Raw genomic sequence first — 17,272 nt, 5'->3', positions numbered from 1 at the left:
GTCGGGTGAGGCTGGCAGCGCCGGGGTCGTGGCGCTGCCACTCTGCTCGGCGGCTGCGGCCTTGGCGGTGGTCGGGCCGGTCTGGGCGGGCGGCGGACAGACGCGCGCCTCCAGCTGTTCCGCGCTCTGCCGGCAGTCTGCGGCGGCGTCGGTGCCTCGCTCGTCCAGCTCGCGTCCGATCGTAAGGATGGCGTCGCGCGGGCGCAGCAGCGCGGTGCCGTGCGGGCCGGCTCCCGGGCCGGGGCGAGGTTCCTCTTGGTCACCGGGAAGAGCTTGGTGTCGAAGGGGTCGGGTATGGGTGAGCGCGACCGCCACCGGGAGCTCGCCGGTTCGGCCTCGCAGGCCGAGGCGCGGCGGCTGACCGGGGAGCTGCGCGCCGCGATCGAGAAGGTCCGCTCCGCCGTCCTGGTCCTGGCCGCACGGGTGCGCGCGGCGCACCGGGCGCGGGTGTGGACCCCGCTCGGGTACGGCGGCTGGGCCGCATACGCGAGCGCCGAGTTCGGCGTCAGCCGCTCGACCGCCTACCAGCTGCTCGACCTGGCCGCTGCGGGCCGAGGCGATCCAGGACATCGTCGGCCGCTACCGACCCCGAGCTGTCCCACACGTGGGACAGCGGCCTGGTGCTGCCCATTGCAGCGGTCGTCGAGCTCAAGGGCCGGGTCGCGGAGCTCACCGACCTGATCGCCGAGCGCCTGACCGACGTTCAGATCAAGGCTGGCAGGCGCACAGCTGAAGCCCGGCCAGGCCGGCGGCGTCGTCACCAGTGCCGTCGACGCCTTGTGCGAGCGGCCTGCGGCGCGGACGCGGTCCCGATCCTGACAGGGCTTCTAGCTTGTTATCCCTTAAGCAGCTTTCCGACGATATTCTGGTTCTTTTCGATCTTTTCGATGTAGATCTTACCTCCCGTATCCCATCCCTTGTCAATCACGTACGGGATTTCGATCTTCTTGTTTTCGGTTGCGTCAATGAAGACGCCGTGACCGATCGCCTTCTCCACTACGGTTGAAACTTGAGTTGCCGTTGCCGACGCGAAGAGTAGAATGATTTGCTGCAAAGGCTCCATGGTAACGGTCATATCCCCGTGGAGGGGAAAAGCGGCGAGCGGCGTTGCCGAACCGTCATTCGGATTGACCTGACTGAGTCCCGTGTTGTAGAGAGTCGTCGAGTTGTTGTCCACCGAGATACAATTAGGTGTTCCTTCCGCGGTCACGGATACGCCGCCGGTCTTGTCCACCACCATCGTTTGGCCGATCTTGATGGGCCTCTTGGTGGATGCGTCGATCAGGCCAGCTGGTGCTTCTCCTTCCTTCTGGCTGGCAACGCTGATGTAGGCGTTGTAGAGCGGATCCCATCCCACCACATTCTCCTCGAGAAGGTTCTTCCATGAGAACCATACGGTCGGCCTTCCAAGCGTAGCCCCAGTCTTGACGGCCTTGAAGCCATAGAGTGCGTAACCCTGTGTGGCGAGAGTATTTCGAGTCTGCGTGTCCAGCTTGACCGTGACCTGGTACTCGTGATTCTGCGGCATGGCGTCGCCTTCCTCTAATTGGCCGATCCCCCGCTGTCGATCCCATTCTCCATGCTTAGATGTGCTCCTGACCGGCAACACACCTGTATGCATACGATTTAGATGGGGCATTGGAGTGGTTCCATTATCCTCGATCTTGCATGACGGCTCGTCAGCTTGGCTGGCGGGCCGTTTCTACTTGCCCGGACTCGATCTTCGGTCTGCAGCCAGGGGGAGGGCCCGGCTGTCGCGTCGGGTGGGCGCCGGGGTTCCATGTCTCCGGAAGTGGGCCTGATCGGATCGGGGCGGCCGGTGTGCACGGCCAGCTCGCTTCCGTTCCAGCGGCACGGCGCGGGAAGTACGGCGGCTGGCCACCAGCCAATCCGTGCCCGGAAGGGGCCGTGGTGTCGGTGAGCAGGAGCACAATGTTGTGCAGGTAACCCTTTCGGCCCATTGGGAGCAGAATGGACAGACGCCTTATCCAGACCGCGGTTGTCGGATCCCCGGACTCCGATGAACCGGCGATCTGCCCCGAAGACCCGCAGGAGCTGGACCTCTTCCGGCTGGAGAACACGGGCACCACCTGGTGGTGCGGCCTGAACCTCCCGGGCGGCTGCGGCCGCCAGCTGACGACCCGCCGCTGCGACGACAAGAGGATCTGCCACTTCGCGCACTACCCCTCCGCTGGCGACGAGCACGACATCCAGTGCGGGCGCCTGGCCCGCGGCATGGACAGCGCGGACCACCTCTTCATGAAGGCCGACCTCGCGGCCTGGCTGAAGGCGCAGGGCATCGCCGTCACCTTCGACTTCCCCGAGCCCCGGGGCTCCGCTGTCGTCTCCGACCTCGCCGACGGCCGCCGCCTGCTGATCCACCTGGACAGGACCCAGCCCGTGAACTGGGACGACGCCCACGTCACCGAGTTCCTCCTCGGCACCGGCGTCCTGATCCCCCCGGACCGCCTCACCGCTCGCGGCTACGTCCACCGTGTCCGCTACGAGAGCGAGCGGGACGGCCGCCGACCGCTGATCATCGGTACCCAGAGGCCCGGCAGGACCGACTGGTCCGACCTGCGCGCCCTCATCCTGACCCCACAGGGCTTCGCCCCGGCCGAGCAGACCACCAACGACGACCCCGCGTCGCCGGAGCAGGTGGGTGGGCGGCGGGCGACCGTCACGGTGCCCCGCTCCGACACCGCGGCAGCCACCGCCGCCCGCAACCACGCGGTGGTGCAGGCCGCCGTCCGGGACCTCAACTGGGCCGGTCCGGAGCGGCTTCGCGATGCCCTGGCCACCATCGAGGAACTGCTCGCCCAGGAGCAGGGTGCGGAAGACCGCCGGAACCTGGGCGAGGCCATGGATCGCGGCAAGCGGCGGCTCACTGTGCAGACCGACCGCCGCGCCGAGGTGATGATCCTGCTGCGCCGGACCGAGCCCGACGCGCTTTCCCGGGAGCTCCTGGAGGAGGCCCAGCAGCTGACCTCGGATCCCGGCGCTTCGGAAGAGGACCGGGCGCTGGTCGCCGAACTGAGCGGTCAGTACCGCGCCGAAGCCGAGCAGCGCCTCGCGGCTGCGCGCGAGCAGCGGATCCTGACCGAGCAGCAGCAGAAGGAGGCGCTCCAGCAGCAGCGGGCCGAGCTCCGCCAGCGCCAGGAGCAGGCCCTGGCCGAACTGGAGGCCGCGCAGCAGAGGAAGGACGTCGCCCCGGTCGTACCCCGGCCGCGCGAGACGCCGAAGGCGGCCGCCGGGTACGCCGAACTCGCCGAACTCGCCAAGCCCCTGCTCGGCGCGCTGAAGAAGGCTGCCCGGGAAGGGGAGACCCGCACCTGGGAGTCCATCGCCGACCGGACCGGTACCAAGCGCCTGCGCCAGCTCAGCCACCCGGCGAAGGTCGAGGTCCTCGTGATCGCCGAGAGCGCGACCCCCGCCGACCGGCCGCTGTGGTCGGTCGTCCTGGCCGCCGGCGGCGGCCAGGACGCACTCGCGATCCACCGTGCCGTCTGCGAACGGCTGCAACGCCCCCTGCCCGACGCCGACGGAGCCCTCCACACCCGTCTCGACGAGGAGCGGATCATCCTCCAGCACGGCTGGTAAGGCTCGCGATGTCCGGGGTTCCCCAAGCGGGACCCCGGACATCGACCACCACACGTGGCCCCGGCCCCGCATCAGCGCGCCGTCGGCTGTTCCCTTGGCCGAGTACCTCCCCGCCCGGCCAGCCTGGCGGGGAGGAGCAGGTCGTGGTGCTCCAGGTGGCGCTGGGTTCGTGCACTTCCGGGGCAGCCAGGCCGGTCCGCTGCCCGCTCAGGAGTTCGGGGTGCGCGGGCCGGCTCGGCCCGGGACCAAGGCCGACCTGGTGGTCTCGCACGGGACGTGGATGGTCGAAGCCCTCAGCGAAACCAACAAGAGCCACTCCGGAAATCCGGCGGCGTCCCCCAGGTCCGTTTCGGGAGGGCCCCGGGGAGCGAGGAAAGGAGCTCGGGGTGGGGGCTGGTGCGGCGGGGCGGACCCTCCGTTGCAGCGGGGGCCCGCCCCAGGATGCCGTGGCTCGCCCGGACACGTGGAGTGAGCATTCCGGCTTTTCCAGTGTTGCCGACCGAGTGGTAACCGGCCAGAGCGCGGGGCTTTCCAACCTCGGTTGGAAAGTCTGAAACGCGCTGTGAGCTGGGGTGATCCGTCGAATTTCGAACGGCCGACGGGAGACCGGGAACGGGATGCGGGGTGGCCGTGACGACGGTTTCCCCCAGGCGGGCAACGCGTACCGGGCCACCCGCGGCGTCTTGCCGGCGTGGCCGCGGCAGGTCTCGGCGCCGCCTCGAAATTGCTGAAAGACCATCAACTCTGGTGCGGCCACGGCAGGCTGAGCATTGTTGAGGTCGGCCGCCAGGAACCCCGGTTGCAGCCCGGGTGCCATGAACAACAGGCGGCCGCCGGCCCCGCGGATGCGGGGTCTGCCCGGACACGTGGAGAGAAGAGACAGTCATGATCGGGAACGGTTCCCGGAACCGCCGGCGATCCCCCTATGCCTTCCAGTTCAGCGTGCTGGCGGTCATCCAGGCGATCATCATCGTGCTGGTGCTGATGGGCAGTTCACCGGAGACCGCACTGGCGGTCGCAGGCGGCGGGGGTCTGGCCGCGGCGAAGGTGGCCGGCCTGTTCCTCGCCGGCTCCGCGACCGCCGGCCGCCAGGGCCGCCGGAGCGGGCGATGAGCGCCGACGAGCACAACGGGCCCAAGGGGCCCGAGGACGCCCCCGGGCAGGAGCAGCAGCCGGTGCAGGATCCCGGCTCCCGGCCCGACGGCGCACAGAGGACGTCCCGGGACCGGACGCGGACGCGCGACATGACGGGCAGCGCGCCGCTGACCGTCTTCGCCAAGGGCCTGTTGGCCCTGCGGGAGGAGGCGGGGATGACCCTCGCCGAGCTCGCCAAGGCCACGGGCTACGCGGGTTCGACCATGTCGAAGGTCACCAGCACGACCATGCTGTGCAGCGAGCATGCCCTGCTCGCCTACGTGAGCGCGCTGGGCGGTGACCGCGAGCGGTGGCACGCGGAGTGGAAGAAGCTCGATCAGATGACGGCCGCCCAGCGCACTGCCGTGCCGGACCTCCCGGCGGGCGACGAGACCGCGGCCGCTGCGCCCGCCGACGGGCCGGCGGAGGCGCCGATCACACCTGGTGCACCGCCGCCGTCCGCACCGCAACCCACCGAACCGACTGAACCGGGGCGGGCCGTCGCCGGCGGTGACGTGTCACCGCCGCCCCGACCGACTCCCCCGGAAGCGGAGCAGGCCGGTTCCGGAGAGCCGGTGCAGGCCGCCGGTCCCCCGGAGGCGCCGATGCCCGGACCCGTGCCGCAGGAGAAGCCCGTCCCGCTGGCCGCGCCCACCCGGCGCGGGCCGTCCTGGCTCCGCCCGGTACCGGCCTGGCCCCGGCGGCCCCTGGTCCCAGCTGCCTTGGCGGCCGTGACGGCCGTCGCCGTCGCCGCCACGGTCCTGTGGCCCTCCCCCGGCGGATCCCACGGCCGGTCCGCCGCATCCCCGTCCACTGCGACCGCACCAGCCGCACCAGCCCTGCCGGAGTGCTCGGAACCCAAGGACACGCTGACCCTCACCGCCTCACCCGACTTCTCCGCCACCCTCACGAAACTGGCCGCCGACTACGGTGCCCGCACGGCCGAAGGCCAGTGTCTGCAGGTGAAGGTCACGGCGATGAGCTCCGGCTCCGCCGCGGAGGCCCTGCGGAACGGATGGACGAAGGAGAACGGGCGGCCCGACGTGTGGTCCCCCGCCTCCAAGGTCTGGCTCCCCCTGGCCCGCCAGAGCGCCGCGGCCAACGCGCTGCCCACGCAGGACCCGCCGTCGATCGCGGCCACCCCGCTGGTGATCGCGATGCCCGAACCGATGGCCACGGCGCTGGGCTGGCCGGGAGCAAGGATCACCTGGAAGAACCTTGCAGAATGGGCCCAGGACCCGAAGAACTTCTGGGCCCGACACGGGCACGCCGATTGGGGCTCCTTCCTCCTCGGCAAGACCGACCCCCGCTACTCCACGTCCGGACTGAACGCCATCATCGCCGCGTTCGCCTCCGCCGCTGCCACCACCACGGGACCGCTCGCCCCCGACAAACTCACCTCCGGCAACATCGCCACCGACGCCGTGCGCGGGATCGAGCAGTCCGTCGTCCACTACGGCGACACCACCCTCACCTTCCTCGCCAACCTGCGCCGCGCCAACGACGCCGCCGAGGCCGGCTCCCAGCCCGGCTCCCCCTACATCTCCGCCGTCGCCGTCGAGGAGAGCGCCGTCGTGGCCTACAACCGCGGATACCCCTGCGGAACCAGGAGCGACGAACCGGGCTGCGAGATGAAAGCGCCCCCCAAGACCAAACTCGTCGCCTTCTACCCGGCCGACGCGACGTTCTACTCCGACCATCCCTACATCACCCTCACCGGCATCAGCCCGCAGAAGAAGGCCCTCGCCGACGACTTCCTCGCCTACCTCCACTCCGGACCAGCCCAGGACCAGTTCGGCGGCATCGGGCTGCGCAGCTACGACAGCTCCAAGCCCAAACCGTCCGTCATCAACCGGGACAACGGAGCGCTCCCCGACGCCCCTCTCAAGTCGGTGCCCCTGCCCGGTCCGGAGGTCCTCGGCAGGATCCTCAGCGCCTGGCCCGACCTGCGCAAACGCGCCAACGTCCTGCTGGTTATCGACACCTCCGGCTCCATGAACGACAAGGTCGACGGCACTGGCCCGACCAAGCTCGAGCTCCTCAAGCAGGCCGCCCCCGAGCTACTCAAGGGCTTCGCCGACCAGGACAGCGTCGGACTGTGGCAGTTCTCCACCGTCAAGGCCCTCAAGCACGGCTCCGACCACAACACCCTGGTCGATGTCGGACTGCTCGGGAACGACGGCTCCCGCCGCGCCGCGCTGAACAACAGCATCCAGAGCCTGACGGCCGCTGGCGGAACCGCTCTCTACCAGACCACCACCGACGCGGTGAAGGAACTGCGTGATCACCGCTACGCCCCGGACGCCATCAACGCCGTTGTTCTCCTGACCGACGGCAGCAACGACAACGACGGCGCCGTCAACCCCGATGCCAGCCTCGACCAGCTGATGAAACAGTTGGACGACCCCAAGAAGATCCGGGTGTTCACCATCGGCTACGGCATCGACCCCGTCAAGAACCCGGGGACCACCCAGGCATGGGCGGATCTCCAGGCCATCGCCGACAGATCCCAGGCCCGCGCCTACCGAGCCGAAGACCCCAAAACCATCGCCGAAACCCTCACGAACGTCATCTCCAACTTCTGACCCCGCACAACGGCCCCGGCGGCACACCGCACCCGTCACCGGGGCCACCCCCAGACCCAGCACCCCACTAGCAGGACCAAGAGCCCGCGCCGCAGGCGCGGGCTCTCCACATGCCCGACGCCCTGCGGCGGTGCGGCCGCGCCGCGTCGAAGCCGTACGGCCGCGGGGGCCGCTCAGTCCTCACGGCGGCGCAGGGCCCGGTTTCCGAGGTCGTAGGCCATGGAGGCGATGGTGAGGGTGACAAGCGGCCAGACCAGGGCGGGGTCGGCCGGGATGGTGCCGTGGACCAGTCCGGCTCCGAGCACACCGGTGCCCACTCCCACGGTGCAGGCCGCAAACCTGGGCAGCGGGATGCGCAGCCGGACCTCCCGGCGGCGGGGGCTCACTTCTCGGACCCGGTGGCGGGGACGGACCGGCGCGGGCCGGCGAGCTTACGGACCTTGCGGCGGACGCGCTCGCCGAAGGCCGTAGTGGCGCCGGCGAAGGCCGCGGCGTCCTTCCAGGTGGTGACCCCCGGATGGGCGAGGGCGAGTACGACCTGCCGCTCCGCCGGGTGCAGGTCCCTCAAGATCAGGAGCAGCCGTTCGTCCTCGAGGGTGTCGGCCGGATCATCCGGCGCCGGTGCCGCGGCGAGCAGGTCGTAGAGGGTGGAGTTGTTGCCCAGCGGGGTGTCGAGCAGCAGCAGGCGCGCGCGGCTGGTCTTGCGCCGCCAGATCGGGGTGAGCTGGCGGTGGATGGTGCCGGCCTCGCTGCGCAGCTCGGCCAGCGCGGCGGGAGAGAGTTCGCCTCCGCCGTTCAGGGGGTCGGCCCAGTTCCCCAGGAGGGCGGTGGCCACCGGCTCCCGCCAGCCGCTCCACAGGCCCATCACCTCCGCGGTGAACCGGTCGACCACCTCCTGCTCGCCGGTCAGGGCTGCCTGGCGGGCGTTCAACGCCCGTACGACCGGCGGCACCTGCCGCCCCATCTCCAGGAAGCCGCGCTCGATCGACTGCGTGGTCGGCTCCGCGGTGGGAACGGACCTGTAGTCGAGGCCCTCGGCGAACAGGCTGCGGGCGGCGGAAAGGTTCAGCAGTTCCGGCGCGGGGTGTTCTCCGAGCGGCCGGGTGGCGACACTCCCGTCCGAGTGGACGGCGACGAGGCCTTGGTCGACCCCCCAGTGGACCGGGATCACGGCCTCCACCTGCACTCCCGGCTTCGTGAGGCTGGCGCCGTCGAAGAACCGCTCGGTACGGCGGACCAGGTCAAGGTCGACGGGCGGGATGGCGGGCCAGGGCCGGGGGTGGTCGGCGGTGGTGTCGGGGACGGTCATGCCGGACTCCTTGCGGATGATGGAACAGCCTTCACCCTCTGGTCCCGGCGCAGCCCGCTTCCGACAGCAACCCGGCAAATTCCCTGGTGTGACCTCCATCACTCCACTACTGGTCGTCCGCGTGGCCGACGGCCCCGGCACCCGGGGTGCGGTCGCGCTTCACGCCGCCGCGCCCCTACACGGAGTCGGGTCAGGTGGTGGTGGCCGCCGTACGGGCGAGCGTGGCCGCCTCCTCCAGGTGGGCGCAGGTGGGCGTCGACGCGGGCGGCGGCTCGGGGTGGGAGGCGGGCGAGGAGGGCGGTGAGGACTTCGGCGAAGTGCTCACCGGCGTTGTCGGCGAGGATCAGGCGGTTCAGGGGCAGGCCGTAGCCGGCTGCGGCGGCCAGGCCGAGGTCGGGCAGGTCGACGGCGACGGCCCAGCAGGCGGGGTCGGCGGCGAGCGGTCCGGCGGCCAGGGCCAGGAGCAGCCCGGTGTCGCCGGTCTCGACGACGGTGCCGCGGGTAAGGCCCGCGCCAGGCAGGAACGGGGCGAGCGGTTCGAGGACAGGGAGAACGCGCGCCGCGGTGCGGGCGGCGGGGGAGGTCTCCTCCAGCAGGACGGCCAGCCGCAGCCGCCGCTCGTCCGGGGCCGCGACGGCCCCGGTACCGGCCGCCGGGATCACGGGGCGCCCCGGCCCGCCGGGGCCTCCTCGCCCGCCGAGGCGGTGCTCCCGGCGGCCCGGCCGTCGGCGTCCGGGGAAGGCTGGCGGGCCGGGAGCAGCGTGAGGTCGTCGGCGACGGTCCAGGCGGCGTCGCGGTCCTCGCCCCAGCGGGCGTGGGCGATCCACGGCAGGTCGGGTCCGGGGCGGCGGCGCTCGGTGACCAGGGCGGAGGTCCAACGGCCGCCGGCGCGAATCCAGGCGGGCTGCCAGCAACGGCCGGCGCCGTCCGGGGCAGGCACGCCGGTCATCTCGACGGGCACGACGACGGCGTCGCGGCGCAGCGCGGGGGGCGGTTCAGCGGGTTCGGGCAACGGGCGGATCGCGGCGGGTCGTAGAGCGCCCAGCACCACGGTTCGCCGGAAACGGAGTCGTCGTCCGGCCCCCAGCGCAGGTGGACACCCCAGCCGGTGGCGCCGGGCGGGCGCCGCCACACCGTGAGCAGCGCGCTCTGCCAGCGGCCGGCGCGCCGGATCTCGACCAGGCGCCACCGGCGGACGTCGTGGCACATGCCGGGCAGCGTCATCAGGGCCCTCGGGGCGGGCTCGACGTCGTCCGGGACGACCGCCGGGGCGGGGGGCGTGGTGCTCACCACTCCATTGTTCGATAACTTGTTCGAATGACCTGACGTCAGCAGCCACCCGGCCCGTCGGTGCCGGGGTCCCGGTTCGCCTGACGCGGGCTTGTCCGGAAGACGGCGGGCCCTCAAGGACGCCTGCAGCACCGCTACTGCCCTGAGCTGTGCTCCCTCATCGGACCACCCAGCCCACCGGCCGGCCCGGGCCTTCCGCCCGGCCGCCGCCCGGCCAGGATGCGCCAGCGACGTAGGGGCTGCGGTCGTCGTCGCCGGGCCGGATCAGGCCGGCGGTGTCGTGGCCCCAGGCGGTCAGGGCCTCGAGGGCCTGCCGGCGCCGCCACCGCCTGTCGCTGGTGCGCAGCAGGCGGCGGGCGTGGCCGGCCAGGTCGTCGCGGTTCCCGGCCAGGTCGGGGTGTTCGGCGAAGACCAGGGCGGCGGACAGCGCGGTGTCGCGCACGTCGGCGTCGAGATCGTCGAGGAACGGGGCGACGGCCAGGTACAGGACCGGGCGCAGGGCCCGCGCGGCGACCATCACCGGGCTGTAGCCGTCCACGAGTACGACGTCGCGGTCCTGCGGCGGCCAGTCCCGCGGGCAGGGGCCGCCGTAGTCGAGGGCGACGCCGGCCAGCCACTCCAGCAGCAGCGCGCACACGCCGTCCGCCGCCGGGCGCCGCTCGGCCGCGCCAGGACCGCCGCGATGCACAGCGCCGCCGGCACCGTCGCCTCGTAGACAGTGTTCTGGTGCCGCAGCCCGAGGTCGGCGAGAGCCTGTTCGGTCGCCTCGACGGTGAGGTCCGGGCCGAGCAGGCGGGCCAGCACCCGGGGCACCTCCTCGTCCGGCCCGAACCCGGTGTCCAGGACCGACCAGTCGGTCCCCCGCACCACCGCCCACGGGTCCGGCAGGCATACGGACGCGGGCAGAGCGGAATGCGCCTCGGAACTCGTCACCCGCCGCACCGTACGGCCCGCCACCGACACGGCGTCCCTAGGAGGTCGAGTTCGGGGGCCCTTGGCCGGTCCGAAGGTTCCATCCGGAGGCCGGCCTGCCGCGCGAGCGCGCGGTCGCGCGGATGGAGACCTTCGGACTTGCTGAGGACCACAAGTTCAACGCGGACCGGTGCACCGGCTGGCTGCTCGCCGAGAGCACCGCCTGGCGGTTCCCGGACGTGACCGAGGCTCCCGCCGAGCGCCTCCAGGCCGTCGCGGACTACATCGGCTGGGCCTTCACCCCCGTCGACGACGTCTTCGACGGCCCCGTCGGCCGCGACCTGCCCAGTGCGGCCGACCACTGCCGGGCCATGTGAGCCCGAGAAGGCGGCACCGACCGAGATGCTCGAGACCTGCGCGGAGCCGCAGCGGCCCGCGACCGTTCCGCAGGCCCGAACCGAGCCCCCTTCGTCCGCCGCCGAAGGGGGCTTTCAGCTGCGGGAAAAGGGGTGTCGGTCCCACGGTGTCGGTGTCGAGTGACGGTGCGTCAAGGACTGTGGGCGGTGGCCGCAGCGACCGAGGCCAGCCTGTCCCGGGTACGGACGCACCGGGTCTCCTTCACCCTCGCCCCGCAGCGGGCCGACGGCGGCGACCTCCTCGACCACTCCGTGCAGGACCGCCCCGGCGGGCCCGGGGACGTGTCGGGGCGGCAGGGAATCCGGGGAGGAATAGGGCGTGGAACAGCTGAGGGTGGCCGCGGTGACCGGGCCGAGGGGCCCGGGGTCGGGGTACGCGGTCGGGGGCAGACTGGTTCTGGCCTCCGCGCACGTCAGCGGCCCCGCCGGGACGAGGGTGAAGGTCTTCCATCCCGGTGGCACCGGCAGTGCGGACGGGACCGTCGTGTGGGCCGGCAGCCCGGGCGGGCGCGACGACGCGGCGCTCGTCCTCGTCGACGACTCCTCGCGCTGGCGGCCGCCGACCGCGCCGGTCGTGTGGGGACGCCCCGACACGAAGCGGCCCGGTACCGAGTGCGAGACGTGGGGTGTGCCGGACGAGGCCCAGCGCAAGGCACGGTCTGTCGAGGCCGCGCAGTTGCGCGGTGAGGTGAACCCGGGCAGCGGCTTCGTCGGCAACCAGTACGTCATGGACGTGCGAACCTCCGGTGCCGGGTGGCCGGGCGACGGCACCTCGCCGTGGGGCGGGCTGTCGGGGGCGGCGGTGTTCTGCGACCGCTACCTCACCGGCGTTGTCGCCTCCGACCGGGCGAACTCCGGCCACGGCCGCCTCAATGTCGTCCCGTCCTACGTCCTCCACCACGACCCCGACTTCCGTACCGCCCTCGCGGAGCACGGTGGCGGCCCGGCGGGCGGGTTGGTGGCGGTGGAGTTCCAGGATGTCGCCGACCCCATCGACAGCCCCGCCGCCATCCGGCGGTCCCCGGTGACACCCGCAGCTCTGCTGGAGGCCGGCCGCCAGGTTGTTCCCTTCCACGGCCGCGCGGCGCTGCTCGCCGAACTGGAGGCGTGGCGCGACCAGGGTGGGTTCGGGGCGTGGCTGTTGCACGGCCCCGGCGGGCAGGGCAAGACCTGCCTCGCCCACCGCCTCGGCCGCGAACTCAGCGCCTTGGGCTGGACGGTGCTGTGGCCGCGCGCCGATGCCCGCCCCGACCAGTTGCTGGAGGTGAGGCGGGCGGCGAAGCCGCTGCTGGTCGTCCTCGACTACGCGGAGACGCGCCCTGAACAGTTCGGCGCCCTCGTCGACGCCGCCGCAGAACACGCTGGCACCAGCCCGTTCAAGCTCCTGTTGCTGGCCCGCACCGCCGGTGACTGGTGGCAGCAGGCCCGCGCGGGAAGCCGACAGGCGGAGGAACTCCTCGCCACCGCCCGTACGCGCCGCCTCCCACCATTGGAGGACGACCCGGACCGGCGTGCCGACCACTACCACGACGCCGCCCGCGCCCTCGCCGAGGTACTCCCCACCGTCCCCGGCCTCAACGGGCACAACTGGACCGCTGCCGCCACCACCCTGACGCCGCCTCGACAACTGCCCCGCGACGCCGCTTACGGCAACGCCCTCACCCTCCACATGACCGCCCTCGCCGACCTCCTCGACACCGCACAGGCCGCACCCGCCAGCAGCGGGAACGAGGACGAGGATGTACAGGACGTCGAGGACCGGCTGCTCCGCCACGAGGACCGCTACTGGCAGGGCACCGCCACCACCCACGGCCTCACCCCCGTCCTCGGCATGAACACCCTCAGGACTGCGCTCACCGGCGCAGCCGAAAACGCCGACCTACTGTGGCGACGCCTACCCGCCCTCGCCGACCAGCCCCGCGACCGCCGCGACCAGGTCACCGCCTGGCTCGCACCCTCACCGACCTCTGCGTCCGCCACCACAAGGCCTTGGCCCCGCACATCGTCACCACCAGCACCCGCACCGACCACCCCACCCCCCTCATCACCGCCTTCGACGCCATCACCGCCCACCCCAACACTCCCCTCGACACCCTCAACACGCTCTACGGTCTGTTCCCCCTGGCCAGCCAACGCCTCACCGCCACCGCGGTCCGCCTCGCCCGCACCACGCTGGCTGCGGGTCTCGCACCGCGAGCTCGACGGGACCCGGTCGCAGCCCTACCGCCCGGTGCACCCCCACGACACCCGCAGCCCGCTTCAGGCCGGGGCCGTGGTCGAGGCGGCGGTCGAAATCCTGCCCACCAGCAGGGTCTTCGCGGCGGGCCACCGGCTGGGGCTCGTGATCCAGGCCGCCGACCGCGGCGACCCCACCCGCTTCCGGCACGACGACCCCGCCGACCGGACCCACTCCACGGGAACCAACACGGTGCACACCGGCGGCCGCCACCCCTCGTACCTGCTCGTGCCCGTGATCCCGCCGAAGGACTCCTGAGCCCGCCGGGGCGCCCGGCCGCACGGCCGGCGCGGCCGGCGCGGCCGGCGCGGCCGGGCGCCCCGCGCAGAGCAACCTCCAGGCCGGGTACCGGCCGGTCCCTGCATCGGAACACCGGAAAGGCCCGCTCATGACCACCGACAGCCAGTTGCCCACCACCACGAAGGCGGTCCGGGTCCTCGGACACGGCGGACCCGAGGAGCTGGTCCATGCCGACTACCCGCTCCCGCCACTGGGACCCCGCGATGTCATGGTCGCCGTCGACACCGCCTCGGTCTCGGGTTGGGACCTCAAGTACCGCTCGGGGCAGCTGTCCGGGGAGCGGCTGCCCGGCCGGCGCGCGCTGCCGATGCCCCAGCAGCTCGGCCGCGAGGCCGCGGGCACCGTCATGGCGGTGGGAGACGAGGTGGCCGGGTTCCGGCCGGGGGACCCCGTCGTCGGTGTGGTGCACCCGGAGAACCCGTACGCGTCGCAGACCTACCGGGGCCTGGGCAACCTGTCGACCGGAGTCGACGTGCCCGGCCACGCCGGCCTCGGCTCGTACGCGCAGTACCTGGTGCGCGACCAGCGGCTCTGGCTGCCGCTGCCGGCACACGTCGACCTGGAGCAGGCGGCAGTGCTGCTCTGGCCGTACGCGACCTCGCACCGCCTCGTCCTGAACCGGCTGCGCGTGCGGCTCGGTGAGACCGTGCTGCTGTGCGGAGCCTCCGAAGGGATGGGAGAAGCCACCGTCCGCCTGGCCCGGATGGCCGGCGCCCGGGTCGCCGTGACGACCCGGCACGCCGACAAGGCCGCTCTCCTGAAGGAGACGGGCGCGGACCACGTGGTGGTCACCGCCGACCGGACGGCGGCCGCGGCCGAACTGCGGGACCGGACCGCCGGGACCGGGTTCGACCACGCCGTCGACTTCACCGGTGACGCGGACCTCTTCCGACTGGCAGTCGACGCCCTGCGGTTGGGCGGCACGATCTGCCCGGCGGCCGGCAACCAGCGCACGGGCGGGTACCTGCCGCTCACGATGAGCGATCTCACCCGCTTGGAGATGACGGTCGTCGGTGTGCGCGGTGCCCGCCACCGCGATGCCCTCGAAGTCCTGGATCTGCTGGCCCGGGGGCTGATCGGCATCCGGATCGCCGCACGCTTCCCCCTGTCCCAGGCCAGTCGGGCACACGCGCTGCCGGAGAACAGCACCGACCTCGTGGGCCGGGTCGTCCTCAAGCCGGGGTCGTGACACCGGGTGTCGCGGACACGGGCGGCGAAGGCGCGGGCGGAGACCGCGTTGGCACCCTCGGCCGCACACCAGCGGGTGCAGGCGCCGTAGAGCCGGGCCTGTTCAGCGCGCATGGTCTCGTCGAACCGGCAGGCGCCGGGGGCTTGGCGTCGAGAACGTGGTGCGGCGTTCAACCGCCCGAACGGTGATCGGGAAACGGACCGCCCGGGGCGGTCGGCGGCTGGCCGCCCCGGGTGCCGGTCCGCGCCCGGCGGTCCGTCAGGACCAGTCCCACTGCGGCTCGCCGGTGAAGTCCTTGCTCTCCTTGTCGATGTTGCCGCTCTGGTACTTGTCCTTGTCGGGGAGGGCGAAGACGTACTCGCGCCGGTCGGCCGCCGCGCTCTCCATCTTCTCCGGGACGCTGTGGTATCCGAGCGCGTAGAAGTTCTCGGACGGGTTCCAGGTGTTGTAGCAGTGGATGGCGTTGAGCTTCTTCTGCATGTGCCCGTCGGGGATGTTCAGCACGTAGGCGGCGCCCCTGCGGCGGTAGCTCTCCGGGTAGTCGTAGGCGTAGACGAAGTTGAAGCGCACGTCGGTGAGCACGCCGTCCCACGCCAGGTCCACGGCCGCGTCGGTGATCGCCTTGTGGGTCCGGGTGACCTCCAGCCAGCCCGCGGTGAACTTGTGCGAGGCGCCCGGGTACTGGTCCGCGAGGGACTCGATCTTCGACCTGACCGTCTTGGTGAGCTCCTCGAAGGCGTCGTCGCCGTTGTACGCGGTGTCGGGGATCTTCCAGTTGATCACCTTGTCGACGCCGAGGGCCTTCGCCGAGGCCATGAACTCGGTGGTCCGGCCGGGCACGACCATGCTGTCACCGTCGGTCGGCCATTCCACCCCGTGGCGGCCGTGGGCCGCGCACCGGCCCGAGGGGCGCAGCCTGCACGACCAGTCCACCTTCTCCTTCTTCCCCGTCTCCGGGTTCTTCTGCCACGCCCACTCGTTCATGATGGTTGCCAGCTGGTCGTTCTCACCCCGTGTCACCAGTACCAGGTACACGGGCCGTCCGGCCGCCTTGTGCTCCAGGATCGATCCGGCCAGGCCCAGCGCCTCGTCGTCCTGGTGCGGCGAGTAGAAGATCGCCGGGGCGGACGCAGCCGAGGCCTTGCCCCCCATCAGGCCGGTGCCCGCAAGCGTCGCCCCGGCCATCGCGCCCGCCGTCAGCAGGCGCCGCCGGGACAGGCCCGCGCGTGCGAGGCCCGCCGGTGCGGCCTCCGGCCGGCTCCACCGGGCGGGCCCGAACCCCGGCCCGCCGTCGCCGGTGGAGGCGGAGGGATCGAGGCGGTGGCGGAAGTGGCGATCGGCCATGGGCGGGCTCCTCGGGCAGCGGCGCCACGGGTGCGGCGCGGGGAACGGGCGTTGACGGTGACGGTGACGGTGACGGTGACGGTGGGCGAACCACCGGGTCACACGTACGACACTACGGAGCTGACCCGTCACCGGGCGTCACCCATCGGAACGGGGAGCGCACTCCTGCCTCCGCCGGGGCCCCGGACCGTGCTCCCGGGTCCCGGCCGGCCCGTCGGCGGTGGTGGCGGCGGCAGCGGGGGGCAGCGCACCGTACCGGCTCAACGGCCGGCGGATCCGCTTCGCCGGGCGCCCCGCGCCGCGCCGGTGCCCGGCCAAGACCACCCCGCAGGATGCGCCACCGGACCTCAGCGGGCTCCGCCCCGGAGCGCCGAGTCCAGGATCGGCCGCTCGACCGCGTACCGGCTGCTCGACCCGGCCGTGCAGACGGAGTTCGGGGGCGTCCCACGCGCGGGAGAGCACCGACCCGGCGGCCGCTGGCGCCGGGCCCGCCGGACGCCGCTGGAGGCCGTCGCCCGCCACCACCACGGCACCCTGCCCGACGGGCCGCCCGGCAGGGTGCCGTGGTGATCACCGGCGCCCGCCGCGCGGGAGAATCAGCCGGGTGACCAGCACCCGGCCCCTCCCCCGCGGCATCAGCTCCCTGATCCCGAACGCCCAGCTCCTACACCTGCGGTCGGCGACCGTCCCGGTGCCGGTCCTCGCCGCAGCCGCCGAGCTGATCGCCGCACAACTGGAGGACCCCGACCCGGCCACCCGCGAGGCCGCCGGCGCCGTCCACGCCCCCCTGCTCGCCGCCGTCGAGGACGCCGCACCCGGTGTCCTCTGACAGGTGGTCTTGACCGATTGCCAAGAGATCTTGACCGGCCTGTCCCGGCGATTGTGGATGATCGGGGTGTGCCGGTGCCTCAGGGTGATCATGTGCGCTGTCGAGACGCCATTGATCAACTGCGAGGC

At 72.3% G+C, this 17,272-nt stretch carries 16 protein-coding genes; 8 read left to right on the top strand and 8 right to left on the bottom strand.

The features are described 5' to 3' along the window. The first annotated feature begins 294 nt into the window (after positions 1–294). Complete coding sequence (locus ACIRRS_RS10870) at positions 295–681, top strand: hypothetical protein (RefSeq protein WP_402967880.1); 387 nt, start codon at positions 295–297, stop codon at positions 679–681. A gap of 154 nt (positions 682–835) precedes the next feature. On the opposite strand, the gene ACIRRS_RS10865 is transcribed toward ACIRRS_RS10870, so the two are convergent. Then, positions 836–1,528 carry a hypothetical protein gene (locus ACIRRS_RS10865; protein WP_402967877.1) on the bottom strand — a complete coding sequence of 231 codons (693 nt, stop codon included), beginning with the start codon at positions 1,526–1,528 and terminating at the stop codon, positions 836–838. A gap of 443 nt (positions 1,529–1,971) precedes the next feature. Between ACIRRS_RS10865 and ACIRRS_RS10860 the strand changes: the two genes are divergently transcribed. The 3 genes from ACIRRS_RS10860 to ACIRRS_RS10850 all read left to right on the top strand — a co-directional run bounded on the left by ACIRRS_RS10860 (position 1,972) and on the right by ACIRRS_RS10850 (position 7,319). Beyond that, the gene (locus ACIRRS_RS10860; RefSeq protein WP_402967874.1) at positions 1,972–3,600 is read left to right on the top strand and encodes a hypothetical protein; all 1,629 of its coding nucleotides are present in this window, start codon (positions 1,972–1,974) and stop codon (positions 3,598–3,600) included. A gap of 885 nt (positions 3,601–4,485) precedes the next feature. Then, positions 4,486–4,713: a hypothetical protein gene (locus ACIRRS_RS10855; protein WP_402967871.1), complete on the top strand. Its 228-nt coding sequence runs from the start codon at positions 4,486–4,488 to the stop codon at positions 4,711–4,713. Beyond that, a complete protein-coding gene (locus tag ACIRRS_RS10850) occupies positions 4,710–7,319 on the top strand; it encodes a substrate-binding domain-containing protein (RefSeq protein ID WP_402967868.1) in 2,610 nt (869 codons plus the stop codon). Before ACIRRS_RS10855 ends, ACIRRS_RS10850 begins: the two co-directional genes overlap by 4 nt. Positions 7,320–7,492: 173 nt before the next feature. On the opposite strand, the gene ACIRRS_RS10845 is transcribed toward ACIRRS_RS10850, so the two are convergent. The 6 genes from ACIRRS_RS10845 to ACIRRS_RS10820 form a co-directional block, all read right to left on the bottom strand. Then, positions 7,493–7,624: a hypothetical protein gene (locus ACIRRS_RS10845; RefSeq protein WP_402967865.1), complete on the bottom strand. Its 132-nt coding sequence runs from the start codon at positions 7,622–7,624 to the stop codon at positions 7,493–7,495. Between the two features lie 77 nt (positions 7,625–7,701). Then, positions 7,702–8,628, bottom strand: coding sequence for a hypothetical protein (locus tag ACIRRS_RS10840; protein WP_402967862.1), 927 nt, complete (start codon positions 8,626–8,628; stop codon positions 7,702–7,704). 98 nt (positions 8,629–8,726) lie between these two features. Further along, on the bottom strand, positions 8,727–9,290 hold the full coding sequence (locus ACIRRS_RS10835) for a hypothetical protein (RefSeq protein WP_402967859.1): 564 nt from the start codon (positions 9,288–9,290) through the stop codon (positions 8,727–8,729). Beyond that, entirely contained in the window at positions 9,287–9,640 is a 354-nt protein-coding gene (locus ACIRRS_RS10830; protein WP_402967857.1) for a hypothetical protein, read from the bottom strand. The genes ACIRRS_RS10835 and ACIRRS_RS10830 overlap by 4 nt, the downstream gene beginning before the upstream one ends. Next, a complete protein-coding gene (locus tag ACIRRS_RS10825; protein WP_402967854.1) occupies positions 9,574–9,918 on the bottom strand; it encodes a hypothetical protein in 345 nt (114 codons plus the stop codon). Before ACIRRS_RS10825 ends, ACIRRS_RS10830 begins: the two co-directional genes overlap by 67 nt. Positions 9,919–10,075: 157 nt before the next feature. Continuing rightward, a complete protein-coding gene (locus tag ACIRRS_RS10820) occupies positions 10,076–10,606 on the bottom strand; it encodes a hypothetical protein (RefSeq protein WP_402967851.1) in 531 nt (176 codons plus the stop codon). Positions 10,607–10,973: 367 nt separating this feature from the next. On the opposite strand from ACIRRS_RS10820, the gene ACIRRS_RS10815 reads away from it, so the two are divergent. The 3 genes from ACIRRS_RS10815 (at position 10,974) to ACIRRS_RS10805 (ending at position 14,971) form a co-directional block, all read left to right on the top strand. Continuing rightward, positions 10,974–11,207, top strand: coding sequence for a hypothetical protein (locus ACIRRS_RS10815; protein ID WP_402967848.1), 234 nt, complete (start codon positions 10,974–10,976; stop codon positions 11,205–11,207). A 358-nt stretch (positions 11,208–11,565) separates the two neighbouring features. After that, positions 11,566–13,740, top strand: a complete 2,175-nt coding sequence (locus ACIRRS_RS10810; protein ID WP_402967845.1) for a CocE/NonD family hydrolase C-terminal non-catalytic domain-containing protein — start codon at positions 11,566–11,568, stop codon at positions 13,738–13,740. Between the two features lie 130 nt (positions 13,741–13,870). Then, positions 13,871–14,971: a zinc-binding alcohol dehydrogenase family protein gene (locus ACIRRS_RS10805; protein WP_402967843.1), complete on the top strand. Its 1,101-nt coding sequence runs from the start codon at positions 13,871–13,873 to the stop codon at positions 14,969–14,971. Positions 14,972–15,229: 258 nt separating this feature from the next. Here ACIRRS_RS10805 and ACIRRS_RS10800 read toward each other — a convergent pair whose 3' ends face one another. Continuing rightward, the gene (locus ACIRRS_RS10800) at positions 15,230–16,315 is read right to left on the bottom strand and encodes a PIG-L deacetylase family protein (protein ID WP_402967840.1); all 1,086 of its coding nucleotides are present in this window, start codon (positions 16,313–16,315) and stop codon (positions 15,230–15,232) included. 604 nt (positions 16,316–16,919) lie between these two features. Between ACIRRS_RS10800 and ACIRRS_RS10795 the strand changes: the two genes are divergently transcribed. After that, a complete protein-coding gene (locus tag ACIRRS_RS10795; protein ID WP_402967837.1) occupies positions 16,920–17,144 on the top strand; it encodes a hypothetical protein in 225 nt (74 codons plus the stop codon). The last annotated feature ends 128 nt before the right edge of the window (positions 17,145–17,272 follow it).

This window comes from Kitasatospora sp. NPDC101183 (assembly GCF_044767945.1).
GTDB lineage: Bacteria > Actinomycetota > Actinomycetes > Streptomycetales > Streptomycetaceae > Kitasatospora.
The sequence above is the reverse complement of the archived record's forward strand: the minus strand, read 5'-3'. Positions and strand labels throughout refer to the sequence as shown.

Bases quoted from the DNA above. Each gene is read 5' to 3' on its own strand.
- ACIRRS_RS10870 (WP_402967880.1), top strand. From the start codon at position 295: ATGGGTGAGCGCGACCGCCACCGGGAGCTCGCCGGTTCGGCCTCGCAG.
- ACIRRS_RS10865 (WP_402967877.1), bottom strand. From the start codon at position 1,528: ATGCCGCAGAATCACGAGTACCAGGTCACGGTCAAGCTGGACACGCAG.
- ACIRRS_RS10860 (WP_402967874.1), top strand. From the start codon at position 1,972: ATGGACAGACGCCTTATCCAGACCGCGGTTGTCGGATCCCCGGACTCC.
- ACIRRS_RS10855 (WP_402967871.1), top strand. From the start codon at position 4,486: ATGATCGGGAACGGTTCCCGGAACCGCCGGCGATCCCCCTATGCCTTC.
- ACIRRS_RS10850 (WP_402967868.1), top strand. From the start codon at position 4,710: ATGAGCGCCGACGAGCACAACGGGCCCAAGGGGCCCGAGGACGCCCCC.
- ACIRRS_RS10840 (WP_402967862.1), bottom strand. From the start codon at position 8,628: ATGACCGTCCCCGACACCACCGCCGACCACCCCCGGCCCTGGCCCGCC.
- ACIRRS_RS10815 (WP_402967848.1), top strand. From the start codon at position 10,974: ATGGAGACCTTCGGACTTGCTGAGGACCACAAGTTCAACGCGGACCGG.
- ACIRRS_RS10805 (WP_402967843.1), top strand. From the start codon at position 13,871: ATGACCACCGACAGCCAGTTGCCCACCACCACGAAGGCGGTCCGGGTC.
- ACIRRS_RS10800 (WP_402967840.1), bottom strand. From the start codon at position 16,315: ATGGCCGATCGCCACTTCCGCCACCGCCTCGATCCCTCCGCCTCCACC.